Origin of the sequence: Motilimonas thetidivivens (genome assembly GCF_046452435.1) — a bacterium.
GTDB lineage: Bacteria > Pseudomonadota > Gammaproteobacteria > Enterobacterales > CBDFNC01 > Motilimonas.
Genome location: NZ_JBKFDK010000008.1, coordinates 68,601 through 88,902, shown reverse-complemented (window position 1 = coordinate 88,902; position 20,302 = coordinate 68,601). Strand labels below are relative to the sequence as shown.

Genomic DNA, 20,302 nt, shown 5'->3' with positions numbered 1-20,302 from the left:
CATTATTTTCTTAGCCAGATCCGCTCAACTTCATGACCCGCGCCTTTGGTTAAGATCAAGTTGGCACGCTCTCGGGTTGGACTGATATTTTCAATCAAGTTAACCCCGTTGATCTCGTCCCAAATTCGGCTCGCGGTTTTGGTTGCTTCGGTTTCCGACAAACTGGCGTAATGATGGAAATAAGCCTTAGGATCGGTAAACGCGCCGCTTCTGAATTTTAAGAAGCGTTCAATGTACCATTGCTTTAAATGCTTTTGCTCGGCATGAACAAATAAAGAAAAATCAACAAAATCAGAGACAAAAACACGATGCAACTGGTCAGGATAATCCATACCACTTTGCAGCACGTTCAAGCCTTCTAAGATCAGAATGTCGGGTTGTTCAACCACCTGAAATTGATCCGGCACTATGTCATATTGCAAATGTGAATAAACCGGCGCGCTAACCTTAGGCTTGCCCGATTTAATATCAGACACAAACTTGACCAGACTACGGATATCATAACTGGCTGGAAAGCCCTTTTTTGCCATTAGACCACGTTGCTCTAGCTCACGGTTGGGATGTAAAAAACCGTCTGTGGTAACCAGCGCAACTTTAGGATGATCGCTCCAACAAGACAGCAGCGCCTGTAAGATCCGCGCCGTGGTGCTTTTACCTACTGCCACACTGCCGGCAATGCCGATAATGTAAGGCACGTGAAAATCTTTAACGCCTAGAAACTGCCCCTGCACCGTACTGCGTTTTTGTCTGGCTTCCACATACAAATTCAGTAGACGCGATAAAGGCAAATAAATCTCGACCACTTCTTGTAATGAGATATCTTCGTTAATCCCTTTTAGGTTCGCCAGATCTTGCTCCGACAGGGTCAAGGGCACATTATCGCGCAGCTCAGCCCAGCTTTGGCGGGTGAATTCTAAATAAGCTGAGTGCACCAGCTCTTTGTTATCGAGTATAGGCATGGCAAATTTCCTGTCAGGCGAGGGCGCAACATACAATAGAGTGCGCCTCAATCACAAGGGTTTTAGACATCTCGCACCCTTAATACGGTCACAAACGCCAAAATGGTGAGTAGCATGCAAGCAAAAAACACCGCATAAAAGCCAAAGCTATCGGCGATAAAACCGGCCATTACCCCACTAAGAATACCGCCCGTTTTGATTGAGTTAGAATAAAGTGTGGTCACCTGCCCTACTTTATTGGGTTTTAAATCTTGAAAATAGGAAATCCCCAAAGCCGAGGTCACGCCAACAAAAATACCGTTAAATAGCTGCAGCGCTAAAAATCCCCACAAGGTTTGATTCAGCAACATCCCGATATAAAACACGGTACCCGCTAAAATGGAGTAACAGATCAAACGATGCTTACCAAAACGTAGGGCATAGCTACCTGCCATTAACATCACAGGGATTTCTAACAAAGCCGCGCCGCCCATCATCATACCGGCCAATTCAGGTGCCAAACTTAGCTCATTGGCTATGTACAATGGCATACTGATCAAATACATATTATTAGCGGCGTACATCAATACAAACGCCGCCGACAAGGCAAGCAAGTCTTTGTCCCGCCAAAGGCTCACTTGCACAGCATTGTTGTGTGCCACATGAGCCACGGGAGCTAATTTAGGCAAATGGAAGAAAGCAACAATCGCTAACACCACATACATAAATGCAGCGAATAAAAACAAAAAGCGAAAGCCAAAACCATCGGCGATAAAAAAGGCCAGAGGCGGCCCTGCCACCCAAGCCAGCGCAATCTGAGCCCGTAAAAATGAACTGAATTTTTCCGCGTTTTGACCGCGTCTATCTAAAATATCCCGTGCCAAAGCAAACATTTGTGGCAGCGCAGCCGATGAGGTACTCATAAAGATAAGCGCAGAAATCAACAGCACCCAGTAATCACGACTAAAGGCAAAAATGGTAAAGCCGATCACCCCCATCATGTTACATGCCAAAATCAGTTTGCGCCTGTCGATGCCTTTATCTGACCACCAACCAATGACCTGACTTACGACCACGCCCGCGATAGCTAGAGTCGCAAAAAAAGCTCCTAACAAAGCAGGCCTCACGGCCACTTCGTCATTCATAAACAAGCTCATGGTGGGAATGGTAAATGAGCCAGCGACTCCGATACCAAAACAGCAAAACAAGAGCGACAGCGACACAGAGTCGACCTGCTGATTAGGAAACAGAGAGCGCCAGTAACGAGTAATCACAATAATTGAGAAGAGATAAGAAATGGGAGCTGCATTTTACGGTTTTTAGGTAAAAAATGCAGCAGTGGATGTGTCGGTATTAGCGTAATTTAAGGCTAAGCACTAGCCAAAAAAACTAGACAGCCTCAATTGTGGTTAATGGAGCCAGCCAATGAATATCGTATGGATAAGTAGCAAAACTTCGTTTTCAGGGATGAAAACGCAGAGCGTATAGGGACATATTCACCGCGTTTTTGCAGATTACTCATACGATATATACCCAAGTTACTTCAAGATGCTTGTTCAGCGAGAATTTGTAGGCCTTGGCCGCAGGTCGTTAGGCGCGACGCTGATTTGAGACATAGTCATTCTACGTTGAAAATCAGCAACAAAGCATAACAGCCTACAAAACTCGCCCTTTGGGAGCCGCTCATTATGTCCATTTTGTCGTTAAAAAGCCTCGAAAGGGAACGCCATTCCTTCGTCTTTTTGCCTCAAACTGAACAGAATGAGCGGCTCTGAATCCTGCATCTTGAAGTGTCTTGGGTATAGCTTATCCAAAGCTCAGGTTAGATAACCCGAGAAAACTGTTGTTGATGAGCGCGTTGACGTAAGTAGACATCAAAACACATGCAGATATTTCGGATCAGCAGCATGCCTTTGGCTTCAACCTGAATACCTGACTCATCAATACTGACTAACTGATCGTCCACAAAAGGCTTGAGCAAGGCTAAATCCGTCGCAAAATACGCTTTAAAATCAATATCAAAATCTTGCTCAATGGCTTCAAATGATAAATTGAAATTGCAGATTAATTGTTTAATTACGGCACGTCGGATCAAGTCATCTTCACTTAAGGCTACCCCTTTCCATTGGGCGTGACCTAATTGCTCAACTTGCTGATAATACGCTTTTAAATCTTTCTGGTTTTGCGAATAACAATCGCCAATCTGACTAATGGAAGACACCCCTAAACCCAATAAATCAGTATCACCTTGGGTGGTATAGCCCTGAAAGTTACGATGCAATATTCCCTGCGCTTGGGCGCGCGCCAGCTCGTCTTCTGGCTTAGCAAAGTGATCCATGCCGATAAACACATAACCCTGATCGGTTAAATACTCGATGGTATGTTGCAGTATATCGAGCTTTTGTTGTGGGCTCGGCATATCGGCTTCTTTTAATTTGCGCTGCGCGGCAAAGCGACTCGGTAAATGGGCATAGTTAAAGGTCGTCAGGCGAGCGGGCGCTATCTCCATCACTTTTTCTAGCGTGCGGGCAAAGCTGGCTTTGGTTTGATGCGGCAGGCCATAAATCAGGTCAAGGTTAGTCGAGCGAAAACCTTGGGCTTTAGCCCGCGCCAATAAGGTAAAGATAAAGTCTTCGTCTTGCTCGCGGTTTACCGCTTGCTGAACTTGCTTATCAAAATCTTGAATGCCCAAACTTAAGCGATTAAAGCCCTGCTCGGCTAATAAGTCGATGGTGGTTAACTCGATCTCGCGCGGATCCACTTCAATGCTTAATTCCGCATCGGGCAAAAAGTTAAATTCACTGCGTAATAAGGTCATCAAGCGGGTAATTTGTGCGGGGGATAAGAAAGTCGGCGTGCCACCACCCCAATGCAGCTGACTGATTTTACGATGCTTAAAATGCTTAGCCTGTAACTTGATCTCCTGCTCTAGGTAATCAAGGTATTGGTCCGCTTTATGTTGATGGCGTGTGATCACCTTGTTGCAACCACAGTAGTAACAAAGCTTGTGACAAAATGGAATGTGCACATATAGCGACAGCTGGCGATCGGGATAACGTTGCGCCGCATGCAGTAAATCTTGGTAGCTAAAGTCTTCGGCAAACTCCAGCGCCGTCGGATACGAAGTGTACCTAGGCCCACTGTAGTTATACTTTTCAATTAGCCCTTGATCCCAAACTATTTTTTCCACTATTTTTACCTTGTGTTACAGCCTATTAGCAAATCTGTGACAAATTATGGCATAGCTGAAGCAGGGCAAAGCTGAGCAAGAACAAAAAAGCGAGATAAATTGCATTTAAACAGGTGAGAAAGGCAGTGCCAACGCACTGCCGAGCAAGAGATTAAGCAGGCAACTGCCAATCTTGCAGTTGTTTCATTTCTTCTATGATGCTGGCTTCTAAGCGCTGTTCGTGTTTTTCGCGCTCGGCATCTAATTGGCGGATTTCTTTTTTGCTTCGTTCCTTACGCACTTCGTGAGTCGGCATATCCTTCACCACTTGATATAAGGCGTGAAGATTTGGATATTTCTCATCAAAGTTAATCGGGTTAGCCAATTTTAATTCGTTTAGCAACACCGTTAAGCGAATCGCACCTTCCGATAAGTTACACTGTCCTTGCACCATGGCTTTAGCAATCAAGGTAATGCTGTCCATCAAGGTTGCATTGCGTTTGTTAATCACCTTTTGCAACGCAAGCTGCTGCTCTTTAACTCGGCGCAACAAGATACCGGCATAAACCGACAATCCCATAATTACAATTAGGCCCACTCCGGCCAACACCCACCACAACATCTATTTATCCTTATCTAGGTTATCCATCCAACTATTATCTAAATTGCTAAATGCATCGAACATGGCGTCTTCATCCGGCGAACCGACTTCATCTTCTTCAAGTAAGCCTAACTGTTCTAACAAAGCTTGATGGCGAGCCATCTGCTGGTTAACCCACTTCATATCTTTCGCATTAAGCTGTTCGCCGTCATCCAACTTATCTAATAACGAGGCTAAACGCTCATCGGATTCTAATTGCGCTAATTCTTTTTCTGGAGACAGTTTAGGTTTTGGCTTATTGCTAACTAATTTCGCCTTCGGCTGATATTGAGCCAGCTCAACGGGCGCTTGTTGCTGCGCTTGCTCTGGCGTTAATGGGATCGGCTTTTTACTGCCCGCGCGAGGATCTTTAGGCGCGCGATGTTGGCTAACTTCAACCTCTACTTTTTCCTGCGCATTACGGTTGCCCGCTTTTAAGCCCTTACGTTTAGATTGCTTTTTCTGTAATCGAGCTTGCTCTTGATTTACCTTAATGCGTTCGCCCAATTTAGGGCCATTGGCATTCACTTTACGTGTCTTCTTCTGACGTGACATATTTTATTCTCTACGTTGAAACAGCATAACGTCTGCATCATAAAATGCTAACTGACAATTGAATTGCGCCGCAATCCAGTTCATCGTGGTTTGACTATAAAAACTAACATGGGTGGGATCGCCCTTGTAATACCAACGCTGAAATTGCGCATCGCTACTGGCCAGCTGTGTCATCACAGCCAACCACCCATGAGGCTTTAATAGTGCAAATAATTTCGGCCAATCCTTAGCGGGTCGATAAAAGTGCTCTACTACTTCGGTGCAAGTCACAAAATCATATTGCTTAGCTAATGCAGCACGCTCAGGGTAGTAAAACGGGTCATAAAGTGCGACCTGATGTCCTTGCTCCGCTAACATGTTTGATAGCGTTGGTCCCGGACCACAGCCATAATCCAAGCCACTCGATTTAGGCGCAAGCTGAGCTAATAATGGGGCCGTCAATCGATTCAAAAAACCTTGATAACGCAGATCCTGTGGATCATTAACATGGCAGTCATAGATGGCTTTCTCGGCACTGCCGTGCAGAAAATGTTCTGCATCAGCAAAGCGTAAATCACAATTCTGACAGCGGTAATAGTTGCGCTTTTTATCGACCAAGAAAAAGCGTACCGCATGACTCGCACATAATGGACAGGAGTCCAAATTAACAACCTCCAGAAACACAAAAGACTGTACTAACTATAAAGCCAGTACAGTCAATTAGTTGCAGCCATTTCATAGTCAGCAGCGGGGGCGGAGTAGACTCCTAACTCACTGCCTATCAGTAACTAGTGTAAGCCTGCAATGTATTTAGACAAGATAGCAATATCTTCGTCTGTTAATTTCTTCGCAATATCACGCATCATGCCATTCATGTCATTGTTGCGCTCGCCGCTGCGAAATTGCTCAAGCTGTGACTTGATGTATGCAGGGTACTGGCTTGAAATTTTTGGAAAACCAGATAACTCAGTACCTTCGCCGCGCGGTCCGTGACATGCAGTACAAGATGGAATACCACGCGCAGCATCTCCGCCCATGTATAGCTTTTGACCTGCTTCTACAACGTCTGCTGGTGTCGTCGCTGGCGACATGGCTTTGCTACCGTAATATGCGGCTAAATCGGCCATATCTTGCTCGGTTAAGCCGGCAACCATACCACCCATGATGGCGTTATTACGGCCTTTTTCACCACCCGTTTCCATGGCTAACTTAAATTCTTTAAGTTGCTTTTCTAGGTACTTAGGATGCTGGCCTGCCAATTTAGGGTACATATCGGTTGGTGAGTTACCATCCGCCCCGTGACAAGCAACACACGTTGCTGATTTAGTTTCTCCTGCAGCAGCATCACCTTGTGCTAAAGCGGCACCGCTGAACCCGATCATTGCTACTAGAGCTAGCGCTATGTTTTTCATGGCTATCCAATTTTATTATTAAGCTTCCAGATCACATGCGAATCCGCGCATGCTACAATCGTTATTTTTATGAACTCGCATATTTTACACAATTTTAAAAAAAAGTAATCAATACGTAAAACTTTCCCGCTGGAGACCGCATTTTGACCAAGCAAACCATGAATTACAACCTGGCTCACTTTATTACCAGTGCGCCTGATATCCGCCAAATGCCTGAAGACACAGGTATTGAAGTTGCATTTGCAGGTCGCTCTAATGCCGGTAAGTCTAGCGCGCTCAATGCACTAACCAGACAAAAAACCTTAGCTCGCACCAGTAAGACGCCGGGTCGCACTCAGTTAATCAACGTGTTTGAACTGGCCGAAAACAAGCGCATTATCGATTTACCTGGCTATGGTTACGCCAAAGTGCCAGAAGACATGAAGAAAAACTGGCAAAAAGCCCTTGGCGAATATTTGCAAAAACGCGAGTCTCTTAAAGGTTTAGTGGTATTGATGGATATTCGCCACCCGTTTAAAGATTCCGACCAAGATTTAATCTACTGGGCGGTGGACAGCAATCTGCCCGTGCTATGCCTATTAACCAAGGCAGACAAACTCAAGCAAGGGTTGCGTAAAACCACGGTGACCAAAATGCGCCAAGAAGCCAAAACCTTCGAAGGCGATGTGACGGTGGAAGCGTTTTCTTCAACCAAAGGCATCGGCCTAGATCGCCTAAGAGCGGTACTAGATGCTTGGTACTACAGCGAAGAAGACATCCAAGATGATGAAGCGCAAGGCCAGCCTGAAGCCTAGTGCACATTAAGCAGCTCATTTGCTCAATGCGAATGAGCTGACAAAAGCGGTGTTTAACAACACACCCCAAGTCAAATTTTGTTAGCAAGCAACAAATTTGTATTTTGAATTCATTCTAAAGAGAAAATTGGCTTGCCAAATTTCAGCCAAAAAAAAGCCTTGGCAAACTGCCAAGGCGCTTAAAATAGCTTTATTCAATACGTGAAATAAAAGGTCTGAAAGATAAAAATCTAGATAGAGTGTCTAGAAATATCCTTCCCTCTGTACCCTACAGAACAAACTATAGACAAAGCTTTTGCTTAGATAAAGCGTAAATTTGTAATTTATTTACATCTTTTGATCTAAAACAGTAAATCCGTCCTCTCGCTACTTTGACTAAATAAGATACAAGTCAAAGCAGCGTAAACAGCGATTATTAGTGTGCTTCGTTCCAGTTGTCACCCACTCCCGCTTCGGCTACTAAGGGCACATCTAGGGTCATGGCTTGCTCCATCAGCTGTTGCAATTGCGGCACATAATCAGCGACTTTAGACTCGGCAATTTCAAACACCAATTCATCGTGTACTTGCATGATCATTTGGATACTATCGTCGGCTTGTTGTTCAATCCAATCCGCGACTTTGATCATCGCCAGCTTGATAATATCGGCTGCCGTACCTTGCATGGGCGCGTTGATCGCAGCGCGCTCTGCCGCCTTTTTGCGCATCGCATTGCGCGCCTTGATATCGGGTAAATGTAAGCGGCGTCCTTTTAAGGTTTGCACGTAACCGTCTTGCTCAGCGTCGGCGCGCGTGGACTCCATATAACGCAGCACACCTGGGTAGCGCTCAAAATACAAGTCCATGTATTGCTGCGCTTCTTGACGACCAATGCCCAGTTGTTTGGCCAAGCCAAATGCACTCATGCCATAAATCAAGCCAAAGTTGATTGCCTTAGCACTGCGACGTTGCTCACTGGTGACTGCATCAAGGGCAACCCCGAACACTTCTGCGGCAGTGGCACGGTGAATGTCTTTGCCTTGAGCAAAGGCATCCAACAAGCCCTTATCTTGCGACAAATGCGCCATGATCCGCAGTTCAATTTGACTGTAATCGATAGCGACTATCTTGTTGCCCGGTTTAGCAATAAAGGCTTCGCGGATACGACGTCCTTCTTCATTGCGGATCGGAATATTTTGTAAGTTAGGATCACTTGACGACAAACGCCCCGTCGCCGTTACCGCTTGATGATACGAGGTATGTACCCGCCCCGTCGCCGGGTTCACCATTTTCGGCAATTTGTCGGTATAGGTCGATTTAAGCTTACTTAAACTGCGGTACTCTAAAATCACCGCCGGCAATGGATAGTCATAAGCCAACTCTTGTAATACTTCTTCTGCGGTTGATGGCGCGCCTTTAGGGGTTTTCTTCACCACAGGCAACTTCATCTTTTCAAACAGAATTTCTTGTAGCTGTTTAGGTGAGCCTAAATTAAACGGCTGCTCAGCAATGGCATGGGCTTTGTTTTCTAGCTCAATTATCTTTTCACCCAACTGCTGGCTTTGTGCCTGTAACAACTGGCTATCAATCAACACCCCAGTGCGCTCAATATTTGAAAGTACCGCAGCCAAAGGATGCTCAATCTCGTTATAGAGCTGCTCCAGGGTAGGCTCTTTGGCCAGCTTAGGCCACAAGGTTTGATGTAGTTGTAAAGTCACATCGGCATCTTCTGCCGCATAAGTGGCAGCAGTTTCTAACGGCACTTGGTTAAAGGTGAGCTGTTTCGCACCTTTACCCGCGACATCTTCAAAGCTGATGGCTTTATGGCCCAAATATTTTAATGCCAAGCTATCCATGTCATGGCGGTTCGATACACTATTAAAGACATAAGATTCCAACATGGTATCAAATTGGGCGCCGCACAATTGCACCCCATAGCGAGCCAGCACGCTGGCATCATATTTAAGGTTTTGCAGTACCTTAGCTTGTGTTTTATCTTCTAATATCGGTTTTAATTGCGCCAACACGTCATCCAAGGCTAACTGCTCGGGCGCATCTGGGTAATCATGGGCGACGGGTAAATAGGCGGCCTCACCGGGCGCCACCGCAAAAGAAAAGCCAACCAGCTCGGCCACCATGTAATCAACACTGGTGGTCTCGGTATCAAAAGCAAATAATGGCGCTTGCTGTAATTTTTGTAGCCATGTATCAAGCTGGGCTTGGGTCAATATGGTTTCATAATTTTCACTGCTTAGCCCACTCACCAGCGGCGCACTGTCTTCTGCTGGCTCAGATGAGTTCACCGTTGCCACTGTCGCGCCATCTAACACCTCAGCAAGCCAACGCTTAAACTCCATTTTGCCATAAAGCTCGATCAGCTTGTCTTTGTCCATCGGCTGAGCGGTCAAATCGGCATAAGCTTCGGTTAGCTCTACATCGGTTTTAATTGTGGCTAAGGTATAAGACATTCTGGCTTCAGCTTCGTGCTTACGCATTTTTTCCGGCATGGTTTTAGCACCGCGAAAGCCTAAGGCTGGTAGCTCATCCAGGCGCGCATAAATCTCATCCATGCTGCCAATACCTTGTAGCATAGCGACGGCAGTTTTTTCACCCACTCCCGGCACGCCCGGAATATTGTCCACCTTGTCTCCCATCAAGGCGAGATAATCTATGATCAGTTCAGGACCCACACCAAACTTTTCAACCACCCCATCGCGATCCAACACGGTATTAGTCATGGTGTTGATCAGTAATACATTCTCATCCACCAGCTGGGCCATGTCTTTGTCGCCAGTGCTGATTAAGGTCGGGATGCCTTGGGCGCTGGCCTGCCTTGCCAAGGTGCCAATCACATCGTCGGCTTCCACCCCTTCATGAATAATAATGGGTAAACCTAAGGCACGAATAATGTCATGTAAGGGTGCCACTTGAACCCGTAAATCATCGGGCATCGATGGACGCTGCGCCTTGTATTCGGGAAACATTTCATCGCGAAATGTTTTGCCTTTAGCATCAAATACCACCGCGATATGACTAGGCGAAAACTGATTAATCAAGCTACGCAACATATTGACTACGCCATACACGGCACCGGTTGGCTCACCCGCCGAGTTGGTTAAGTGAGGAGGCGCAAAAAATGCGCGATAGAGATAAGATGAGCCATCAACAAGAATAAATGGGTTTTCGGGTATTTGTGGCATAGTCGTGTTCTGTCATTAGAATGAATGCCGTAAGGATGCCATATCAACCGCATCGGCTCTATGTTTATGACGGGATTTTTCGCAATCTGCAGGGTTATGAGCAGCCTATCTGACGAAATCGGCATTATCGACAGCGTTTTTTCAATGCCTCACTTTAAACACCGCCTATACACAAGAACTCACCGCTAGCCTGTGGATATCTCTGTTCACAAAAACATCTTAAATGTAACATTTTGGTAATACCCATTCACAAGCAAACAGTAAGCCTATGATAGATATAGACAAATAAGCTATGACTTGATGCTGTTAGAGGTATCGATATTTGTGATGATTGTGGAAAAGATTTGTTGATTTTTTACAACACTTGATATTTAGCAAGAAATTCAGCGGAAAAAACTAACTGAGCCGGAGTATTTTGGTGGGAAATATCGCAAAAGAAAAGAGTTGGGTGCCGCTGCTAGCTTAACTGGATAGTGAATGACAGAAGTTAATTAACAGCAGCCCCCAAATTCAACGAAACGCTGAGAAAAAAGCAATGTGAGCAAAGTCGTGCTTGCGTTAACTCATTTAAAACCATGCCAGATTACAATGGGTTAGCGCCAACGAAATAAATGATAATAAATATCATTTACATTGTAAAGCAGTATTTACTTCACCTTAGCCCGTTTTCCAAAAAAAAAACCGACTCTAAAAAGAGTCGGTAAACTGGAAGCAATGTGAGCAATGTCGTGCCATGTATCAAAAAGCAATGTGCTTTGCGAGTATCTGGACAACGAAACAAATAGTAATGATATTAATTATCATTTGCAAGTGTTTTATTGATTATTTTCTATCTAATAACAATCCTCAAATCAGCCTTGCGCCAAACGGCCAACAAATTCTCGCTGGACGAGCATATTGCGCTTGATTGGGTATATAATGTGACAGTTAACAACAATGAGGTAGCAGAATGAGAGTTTGTGGCATTGAAATCCAAGGCAGCGAGGCCGTTATTGCACTATTAGCACTTGATAAAGGGCTATTTGAGTTACCAGAATGTCGCACGCGCAAGTTTATTTTGAGAGATGATAGCGACCAAGCTCAGCTCAGTAAGTTTCAATTTGACGTGGCCAAACTGGTCGAAGACTACAAAATTGAAAAGCTCGTGATCAAATCAAGACCTCACAAAGGTAAGTTTGCTGGCGGTGCGATTGGATTTAAAATGGAAGCGGCAATCCAGCTGATCAAAGACGTGCCTGTCGAGATAATCACTGCCAATGAGATCAAGGAACAAATTAAACGTAATCCAGTAGCGATTGATTTTGCCGCAACAGGATTGAAAAAATTTCAGGAACACGCATTCAGCTCGGCTTACGCCACGATGATCCGAGATATGTATAACAAAGACGCTTAGGCTTTGGTTTCATTTTTGGCTCGGTTTGAGCCAACCAAACAGTAGACAAAAGAAAAGGGGCGATGTTTTTCAACATCGCCCCTGATAGTCACAACATCTATTCCATGATGTTTGGTGCTCCCTGCACTTTGACTATGGTAGCAGCCTATCCTTAGATTGCATTTCTCGGTTATCCATAACCTAACAAATCATCCTGATTTGCTTTCTATCTCCGTCCTGGAGGTGTCCCTAACCGCATCCTGCGGCGTTCCTTACATCTTCCTTGATTGCCAAACTTCCTGTTCGACGACGACGTTCAACTTCCTGTTAAACATCATTTGCTTCCTGCAGTTGTAATAATAGGGGAAAACCAAGATAAAAATAGCCGTAACAAAACCTTCAGCACTTCGCCTCAACACCCCCAGCGCCACCAAAAATAAAAATAACCAATAAAAACAACATGATGAAAATAACCCTAGCGATTTTTCATGTTGTAAAACCGACATTGCAACAGCTAATTATAGCGATAAACCTCGCAATGAATGGCGAATGTCTCACAACCAATTTATTGCGCTCAATGAGAAATTCCATTTAGTAATAAAAAGCTCATGTATCAGTCTAAAATAATCGAAAAAATATCTGCAGGCCCAAGAACAAACACTACTATTAGATTTAAGTGACTTTATGGTGATCTAAATCAATGCAGCTAAAATATAAACTCGGACTCTTATTTGTTCTGATTGGCTTAATTCCTGCGATAATTAGTAGTCTTATTGTCGAAAACATCTCATCCAAGGCCCTGACTCAACAAGCTTATGACCAGCTGTCAGGACTGTGGAAAATAAAACAAACTCAACTAGATAACTACTTTTCGCAAAAGCAAAGTGACTTAAATGTACTTGATAGCTTGTTGTTAAATTTGCAGCAGGAGAACGCCACCCGGTCAGCTGAGCAATACATAGATAACTACCATGCCTTGTTTACTACCTTTATTGAGCAAAAAAACTATTATGACTTGTTTGTGATTAATCAATCCGGTGATGTGTTTTATTCCGTCACCAAAGAGCCAGATTATCAAACCAATATGCGTAACGGCCCCTACCGTGAATCAGGCTTAGGTGAAGTGTTTCAAGAAGCCAGCCAACAATCAGGTTTTCAAATTGCTGATTTTGCACCTTACACCCCCAGTAAAGGTGCTCCAGCTGGTTTTATTGGTCAACAAGTCACACTAAATAATGTGCAGTATGTTATCGCCTTGCAGCTATCCATCGATGAAATCAACGCCATCATGCAAGTACGCGAAGGCCTGGGAGAAACAGGCGAAACCTACCTAGTGGGTAGCGATAATTTAATGCGTTCCGATTCCTTCTTAGACCCGGTCAATCGCAGTATTGAAGCCTCATTTGCTGGCAATATCAGTAGCAATGGGGTTGATACTCAAGCCACTCAAGCCAGCTTTAGTGGCGAACAAGGCTTTGCCTTGATTCAAGACTATAACCACAATCCGGTATTATCCGCCTATGGCCCAGTAACATTTGGCGACGTGCAATGGGCGCTGATAGCCGAAATTGATGAGCAAGAAGCCCTAGCACCAATAGCAAAACTCACCAACATCACTTATTACATCATCGCTATTTCAAGCGTGCTAATTTTGGTGATTGCTTGGTTAACGACCCGCAGCATCACGCAACCCCTAGGTGGAGAGCCGAAGGAGATGCTTAGCCTCACCAGTAATATTTCAAGTGGCGATCTCACTTACCCCTTCGAATTTAACCCACACGACAGCAGCGTCTACTCTAGCTTGGGCAAAATGCAGCAAAACTTGTCTGATTTACTCGGTAAAATTGCCAGTGCCAGCCAAGTGATGGCACAAAAAGCCGAAGAGACTTCAGTGGTGTCCAATCAAACCCGCATTTCTGCGGCAGAGCAAACCAAAGAAATCGAAATGATGGCCACCGCGATGGAAGAAATGAATGCCGCCGCCAATGAAATCAACCATCATGCTAATTTGGCCGCATCAGAAATCAACGACATTAACCGTCATCTTAGCGATGTTGATAGGGCAATAGGCGACACCTTGCAATCCATGTCTGATGCGCTAAACCTCAACACCACCACGGCATCGGAAATGGAAGCCCTTAACTTACACAGCCAAAAAATAGGTCAAGTACTGGAAGTGATTCAAACCATTGCCGAGCAAACCAATTTATTGGCACTGAATGCCGCTATTGAGGCCGCCCGTGCAGGGGAGCAAGGGCGCGGTTTTGCTGTAGTGGCGGATGAAGTACGTGAACTGGCGAAAAAGGTACAAACTTCAACCAAAGATATCGAATCGGTTATCGGCGAGCTCAATAGTCAAGCCAGCCATGTTTCAAGCTCGATGCGATCAAGTGCCAGCCAATCTGAACACACTTTTGAAAAGGCCAAAGAAATGCAACAGGCGCTGCATGAAGTAGCCAAAACGATGGAGCAAATAAACGAACACGCAATGCAAACCGCCGTGGCCGCAGAGCAGCAATCACAAGTCACAGCCGATGTTGCCCGCAGTATCACCAATATCGGCGTCGCTGCCGAACAAAGCAGCCAAGGGGCCACGCAAACCTCACAGGCCAGTGGTAACCTAGCCCAGCTTGCCAGTGAGCTCGAAACAGCCACCCAATATTTCAAATTTAGAGCCAATCAAGCTAACAAACCAAGTGTGGAGTTTAGTTGATTAGCCCTTTTAACAAGCCGGGGTCGGTATTTTTCATGCCAACTCCGGCTTAAGCATCGCCTGTACAGGGTTTAGCATGCGATGACTTTATTCCGTTCGGTTCATTTACCGGTAAGCGGATTTTTATTAGCTACCTTTCACGGCTTTAATTAACAGCTGGCCCACATCAGTGTGGTGTGAAAGCTGTGAAAACGATGCGGTGACAGCGTCTGGACCGTAGGCAATAACAGCAACTGGCGTATCCGTATGTGTACCCGTACCCCAAACAATATTTTGCTCTTCACCCATCGCACGACCAATTAGATCGCTGCGAATTTCTTCTCCGTAAACATAGAAAGCTTCAAAATCATCTACCTTAGGAAAGGTTTTTGCACTTAGGTACTTATGCTTAGGGTCATGAAAGTGATTCGGTTCAGTCTCCAAAATAGCCTTAGCTTGCTCTAATGTAATATCAAACTCGCTGTTTGCATTAACGATTTTTTGTAGTGTTTGTGGCTGCTTATCAGCGCCATCATCAAACTCAATCAGCATGTTCGCGAAGCTGGTTTTTTGCGCGTATAACTTATCTAGAATAGCTAGACCACCAAAGTTAAAGTTAGGCTGGTATGCATGATCTTTAAATGCGCTACCCGAACGATTTGCTGGTTGAACGATACCTGCACGTGAATAACTAAAGCCAAAACCACCGGTTTCGTGGTCTGCCGTTACCACCACTAGAGTATCGTTGCGATCTTTCACCCAGTCATACACATACTGCACTGTTTCATCAAATTTAAGCATTTCATGTAACATGGTGCCGGCGTCATTATTATGTCCAGCCCAGTCAATTTGCCCACCTTCAACCATCAAGAAAAAACCATCTGGATCTTGAGCAAGTACATCCAGCGCTTTTTGGGTCATTTCTTTCAACCCCGGCATTGAGCGCTTCGGATCGTTTTTACTATTGCTGTATTCAATACCATCTTGCATGCCTGAATAAGCAAATAGGCCAAGCACTTTATCCCCTTGCGCCGCCGCTAAAGCCTGACGAGTATGAACAACGCTATAACCTGCTGACGCGGCTTGAGTTAATAGGTTTTTTTCATCGTTACGCTTAGACTTAATTTTAATATCACCACCTGTTTGCTTAACCAACTGCTGATACAACTCGCCTTTATCATTAGCCGATTTAGGGATCCAATAACGTAAGCCCCCCGACAACATCACATCAACGCCCGTTTCAAGCATCTCTTCTGCAATTTCATTTTCGTATGAACGATGGGGTTGGTGCGACGCAAAAGCCGCAGGGGTTGCGTGAGTTAAACGCGTATCAGACACGAGGCCTGTGGCTTTACCCATTTTTTTGGCAATTTCTAAAACGCTTTCAACCGGGTTGCCATCAATATCCAAGCCAAGCGCTTCAGAAGGCGCATCAACACCAGAAGCAAGGTGAGAAGCTGAACATGCAGAGTCAACCACCAAAGCATCGGCTGGACTATGTAAAGACATGCCCAGCACGCCCTTATCAATAAGGGTTGTTAACGCCGTATCACGGCCTTGGTAGATAGAGTTAGGCGCTTTACGGGCATATTCTTCAAGTAAACCCATTTGGCCAGGCCCCATGCCGTCACCTATCATTAAGATGACATTCTTTACGGGTGTTTGCGCAAAACTTGCGTAACTCGCTAGGGTTAATGAAAGCGCTAGAACAGATTTTTTTGCCACGTGCATCGGTATCATGGGTTTTCCTATGAAAAATGATGAAATAAGTATTAGAGTGGCGATACTAAAACCGCTTTATGACAAGAATAAGACGCTTAAATTAATAACAATAAACATTAAAAGAACTAAAGCACACAATAACCACAGAATAGATCGCTGTTAGATCATTTGCGGCAATCCTCAAGACAAACTTAATGGCCCAGCAATGCCCAGCGGCGCAAAACGTCAATACTCTCCTTGCTCCTGCCGCTCGAAATATTCCTGATAGCGACCACTTGCAACTGTAGAGGCCTCTGAACTTACCCACCACCTTGTAGTCGATGGCGTTTCAGGGCTAGTTTATCTATGTCACTGTATGGTTTCAGTTACAGCCAATGTAATTAAAACCAAACTGCGTCATAAGCCAAGATGCAAGATCAATAGGTTGCGAAAATCATGCAACCATACCGTGACATAAAATGTAACCATAGCGTGACATAACGAAACCAAGCGCTTAACGAAATAATGAAGCTGTCATTTTATTACAGTTTTACCCTCTTGCTTAGCTGACGATTCATCATGCTTGCGGAGTTGTTGAACGAAGCAAGCTTAATGGGCTATTTGCGAGCGATGTGTTGATATACGAAAACCTTGTACCGAGGCGTATGGTCTAACGATGGTTCTTTACCTACCTACTGCGGGTTCCATAAGCCAAGAGCCGCAAAGACTGGCAACAAAACTGTATGAAAAAAGCCCCAAATTTTTCAACGTAGCCATTGCTATCGAGAGAATAATGGATGCCCCCTATTTTCCCACTTTAGCCGTAGTTTTGGCAGCGCTGCAGGCAGCTGGGAGCACCTCACAGCACATAGCATCCGAGCAGGCCACAGCTGGACCCGTGGGCAAGCAGCATGTAACCGACTGAGTGGATTTGGATAAATTTTTTCCAGCTGCACAAACAAACTGCGTAACTTGCTTAACAGGCAGGATTGATCACACCTAAAAATTACACATCCAGTCAGAGCTACGGATTTCGAATAGCATTTTAGCCTACCCTTGCATCCATTAATGAATCAGCAGCGAATCTTTAAAGCAGATCTAGCCTTTTTCGCTGGCTTTTTGCGCCATCAAATAGCTTGGTTATTTAGATGGCTGTCCGGTATTTCCACTATAAATATTGTTACCTAATAATTAGCTCATGCTTCACTAAAGCTGGCCAGTGGCGGTAGCTCCGACTCGGGCATAAATTCCCCTTTGATCATCCACAGTGGGGTGTAGTCCGTTTCAAATTCCGGCAACAGGCCATATTGGTGGTAACAATAAGAAGCAATGGCAGTAATGGGCAGTGAGATCCAACCCTCGGGATAAAAGTGATCCATATCAGTGCGCGTGAACCACGCCCTATGGGCTTCCAGCGCCTTGGTATAAGCGTCTTGATACCGCGTTTCACGCTCACTGCTTAGCACCACGCCAAGTAATTCCACCACAGGTAAAAATAGGTGATAAGCTGCGTTGGCACTCTCTTCACTATAAAAGTAATTCGGCGCCGAATAGGTAATCATATCCCCTAGCAGGCGGGCCAAATCTGCCCCTGGGGTAAACAGCCCTTTGAGTAACCGCATAAACGCACAATAAAAATCTCGAGGCCCTAATACAGCGGTATTTTTGGCAAACACGCCTTCATCTAGGCCATGTAATACTTGCATATGCTCGGTGTTACGTAAAATCAGCGCCAGTGAAAATGCATTCAACCAATCATTAAACATTAAGGTATCGTCGCTTTCAGCTACGCCGGAAAACTGACGGTGCTCAAGGGTCACGGTAACGGGCTGGCCAACATGGGCCACCATGCAGATGGGGTTATACGCCATTTGCTCTAGATTGATTAACGCGCGCTGGCGCATGGCCTGCGGCGCATCCAGTAACTGACCGATACCCAATAGGTATTGCACACCTCTAAAGTCAATCGACCAGCTGCCGGTGGCGGTACCAGTATAGGTTTGATAAGCCACTTGCCAATCTTGAATCTTCTCGTTGAAATCGCGTTTTTTCGTTTCACTGGTAATGGTCTGTCCCAGTTGCGCCTTGATAGCGATGTAGTGATGGGGGTGTAGTGTCATTAACTTGCCTCTCTATAAATATTGACCTTGGGTGCGCCGCTTACCTGCCCTGTGCTGCCACTCTTCAGCTCGTAAAAGGCCCCTCGTCGTCGAAAATGGTAGATTGCTAACCGAAACATCCTGCACAAGTTCTTTCTCAGCGAATAGCTCAGAATCAGAAATCATTAACTCAGCTTCACGAATACCAAATGGAACTAACTCAAGACCCACTTTGAAAGCTCTATCCCAGTAGTTAGTGTTTATTTCAGACAGCGCATCCGCAATTATTTTTTCTCTCGGCCTAGTAAACAATTCTGACTCCTTCAATATGCCATTCGCGATTGTTTATTATTACCACAAGAGCAACCTGTACCAACCCCAGGGCAAACGCATGAATGCTTTTTGAGCGTTTAGTGGTGTTTTCTTAAACGAATATCTGCCGCCAGGATGATTTCACGGCGTTTCGTATAAGAAAATTCCACTTTGTTCCCTTGGTTGATTGCATTTTGTACACTCATGCGCTCGCCTTGGTACCAACCCCTATCGAGTATTGAATAGACTAACAAGACAGGCACTATTTATATTCAATAAATATTGTGCCTTAGTAGATGGCTTTTCAGGGCTAGTTTATCTATGTCACTGTATGGTTTCATTTACAGCCAAAGGCGCAAAGTGCATCGCCAGTGCCGTATCGAGCATGCGATTGGCAAAGCCCCATTCGTTGTCACACCAAACCAATGTTTTCAATAGGTTACCATTACTTACTCGGGTTTGACTGGCGTCAATGATGGCGCTGTGGGGATCATGATTGAAGTCGACGGAAACCAGCTCTGCTTCGCTGTAATCGACTATGCCTTGATAGTAAGTTTGGGTTTGCTGTTTTAGTAACGCATTAACGGTAGCAACATCAACTTGGGTTTTTAGGCTGACACTTAAATCCATTGCCGTCACATTAATGGTGGGAACTCTGACGGCAATGGCTTCAAATTTGTTGGCAAACTCGGGCATGATGCGCTCAATGCCTCGCGCCAGTTTGGTATTAACCGGAATGATAGAGGTGCTAGCTGCACGTGCCAAACGCAAATCTTGATGATAAGCATCAATCACTTGCTGATCGTTCATCGCCGAATGGATTGTCGTGATTGTGCCAGATTCAATGCCAAACTCCTGATTTAAAAGATGAATAACAGGCACAATACAGTTAGTCGTACACGAGCCGTTAGACACAATTTGATGGGCTTGGGTTAAGGTTTGATGGTTTACGCCATAAATAATGGTGTGATCTAAATCGGCACTGCCGGGGTGAGAAAACAGCACCTTACCCGCGCCAGCTTGGAGGTGCTTCAAACCATCATCACGACTACCGTATTTACCTGTGCAATCCAACACTATGTCCACCGCTAAGTCATGCCAAGGTAGCATTTCAATCTCGCCTTGATGAAAAATGGCAATACGATCTTGTTCAATGTAGAGATGCTGCTGATCAAAATGCACGGCGGGCTTAAAGCGACCATGGCTTGAATCATACTGCAACAAGTGCGCCATCGCTTTAGGGGTAGCGAGTTCATTAATTGCAACTACTTGGATCTGCCCGGCATAATCATTTTCGTAGATAGCCCGTAATACGCTGCGACCAATACGACCAAATCCATTTATCGCAATTTTTAGCATGTTTATCTCCAAAAAAGCCCTTGCTTTGGTAAGGCAGTTAATATCGCTGTCATTATAAACTGTGAAGCTAGGCTATATCATTTCTGGGCATGATATTTAATA

At 45.0% G+C, this 20,302-nt stretch carries 15 protein-coding genes; 3 read left to right on the top strand and 12 right to left on the bottom strand.

Going from position 1 to position 20,302, the window contains the following annotated elements:
• Positions 1-2: 2 nt before the first annotated feature.
• From coaA to ACK8OT_RS08275, 7 genes are all read right to left on the bottom strand, one after another.
• On the bottom strand, positions 3-959 hold the full coding sequence (gene coaA / locus ACK8OT_RS08305) for a type I pantothenate kinase (RefSeq protein ID WP_410196036.1): 957 nt from the start codon (positions 957-959) through the stop codon (positions 3-5).
• Between the two features lie 62 nt (positions 960-1,021).
• Entirely contained in the window at positions 1,022-2,161 is a 1,140-nt protein-coding gene (locus ACK8OT_RS08300; RefSeq protein WP_410196035.1) for a sugar efflux transporter, read from the bottom strand.
• Positions 2,162-2,760: 599 nt separating this feature from the next.
• Positions 2,761-4,128: an oxygen-independent coproporphyrinogen III oxidase gene (gene hemN, locus ACK8OT_RS08295; RefSeq protein WP_410196034.1), complete on the bottom strand. Its 1,368-nt coding sequence runs from the start codon at positions 4,126-4,128 to the stop codon at positions 2,761-2,763.
• Between the two features lie 151 nt (positions 4,129-4,279).
• Entirely contained in the window at positions 4,280-4,729 is a 450-nt protein-coding gene (locus ACK8OT_RS08290) for a DUF2489 domain-containing protein (protein ID WP_410196033.1), read from the bottom strand.
• On the bottom strand, positions 4,730-5,302 hold the full coding sequence (gene yihI, locus ACK8OT_RS08285; RefSeq protein WP_410196032.1) for a Der GTPase-activating protein YihI: 573 nt from the start codon (positions 5,300-5,302) through the stop codon (positions 4,730-4,732). It abuts the gene before it with no gap.
• A 3-nt stretch (positions 5,303-5,305) separates the two neighbouring features.
• Positions 5,306-5,944, bottom strand: coding sequence for a class I SAM-dependent methyltransferase (locus ACK8OT_RS08280; protein ID WP_410196031.1), 639 nt, complete (start codon positions 5,942-5,944; stop codon positions 5,306-5,308).
• 125 nt (positions 5,945-6,069) lie between these two features.
• On the bottom strand, positions 6,070-6,693 hold the full coding sequence (locus ACK8OT_RS08275; protein ID WP_410196030.1) for a c-type cytochrome: 624 nt from the start codon (positions 6,691-6,693) through the stop codon (positions 6,070-6,072).
• Positions 6,694-6,836: 143 nt separating this feature from the next.
• Here ACK8OT_RS08275 and yihA point away from each other — a divergent pair, with 143 nt between their 5' ends.
• A complete protein-coding gene (yihA, locus tag ACK8OT_RS08270; RefSeq protein ID WP_410196029.1) occupies positions 6,837-7,487 on the top strand; it encodes a ribosome biogenesis GTP-binding protein YihA/YsxC in 651 nt (216 codons plus the stop codon).
• Between the two features lie 415 nt (positions 7,488-7,902).
• On the opposite strand, the gene polA is transcribed toward yihA, so the two are convergent.
• On the bottom strand, positions 7,903-10,665 hold the full coding sequence (polA, locus tag ACK8OT_RS08265; protein WP_410196028.1) for a DNA polymerase I: 2,763 nt from the start codon (positions 10,663-10,665) through the stop codon (positions 7,903-7,905).
• Positions 10,666-11,614: 949 nt separating this feature from the next.
• On the opposite strand from polA, the gene ACK8OT_RS08260 reads away from it, so the two are divergent.
• Both ACK8OT_RS08260 and ACK8OT_RS08255 read left to right on the top strand, forming a co-directional pair.
• Positions 11,615-12,058 (top strand): DUF3010 family protein, encoded by a 444-nt coding sequence (locus ACK8OT_RS08260; protein ID WP_410196027.1) that lies wholly within the window; start codon positions 11,615-11,617, stop codon positions 12,056-12,058.
• A gap of 679 nt (positions 12,059-12,737) precedes the next feature.
• Positions 12,738-14,750, top strand: coding sequence for a methyl-accepting chemotaxis protein (locus ACK8OT_RS08255; RefSeq protein WP_410196026.1), 2,013 nt, complete (start codon positions 12,738-12,740; stop codon positions 14,748-14,750).
• A gap of 126 nt (positions 14,751-14,876) precedes the next feature.
• On the opposite strand, the gene ACK8OT_RS08250 is transcribed toward ACK8OT_RS08255, so the two are convergent.
• The 4 genes from ACK8OT_RS08250 to epd all read right to left on the bottom strand — a co-directional run bounded on the left by ACK8OT_RS08250 (position 14,877) and on the right by epd (position 20,200).
• Positions 14,877-16,469 (bottom strand): alkaline phosphatase, encoded by a 1,593-nt coding sequence (locus ACK8OT_RS08250; protein ID WP_410196025.1) that lies wholly within the window; start codon positions 16,467-16,469, stop codon positions 14,877-14,879.
• Between the two features lie 1,157 nt (positions 16,470-17,626).
• Positions 17,627-18,550 (bottom strand): immunity 49 family protein, encoded by a 924-nt coding sequence (locus ACK8OT_RS08245; RefSeq protein ID WP_410196024.1) that lies wholly within the window; start codon positions 18,548-18,550, stop codon positions 17,627-17,629.
• A gap of 12 nt (positions 18,551-18,562) precedes the next feature.
• Positions 18,563-18,841, bottom strand: coding sequence for a hypothetical protein (locus ACK8OT_RS08240; RefSeq protein ID WP_410196023.1), 279 nt, complete (start codon positions 18,839-18,841; stop codon positions 18,563-18,565).
• 324 nt (positions 18,842-19,165) lie between these two features.
• Positions 19,166-20,200 carry an erythrose-4-phosphate dehydrogenase gene (gene epd, locus ACK8OT_RS08235; RefSeq protein ID WP_410196022.1) on the bottom strand — a complete coding sequence of 345 codons (1,035 nt, stop codon included), beginning with the start codon at positions 20,198-20,200 and terminating at the stop codon, positions 19,166-19,168.
• Between the last annotated feature and the right edge of the window lie 102 nt (positions 20,201-20,302).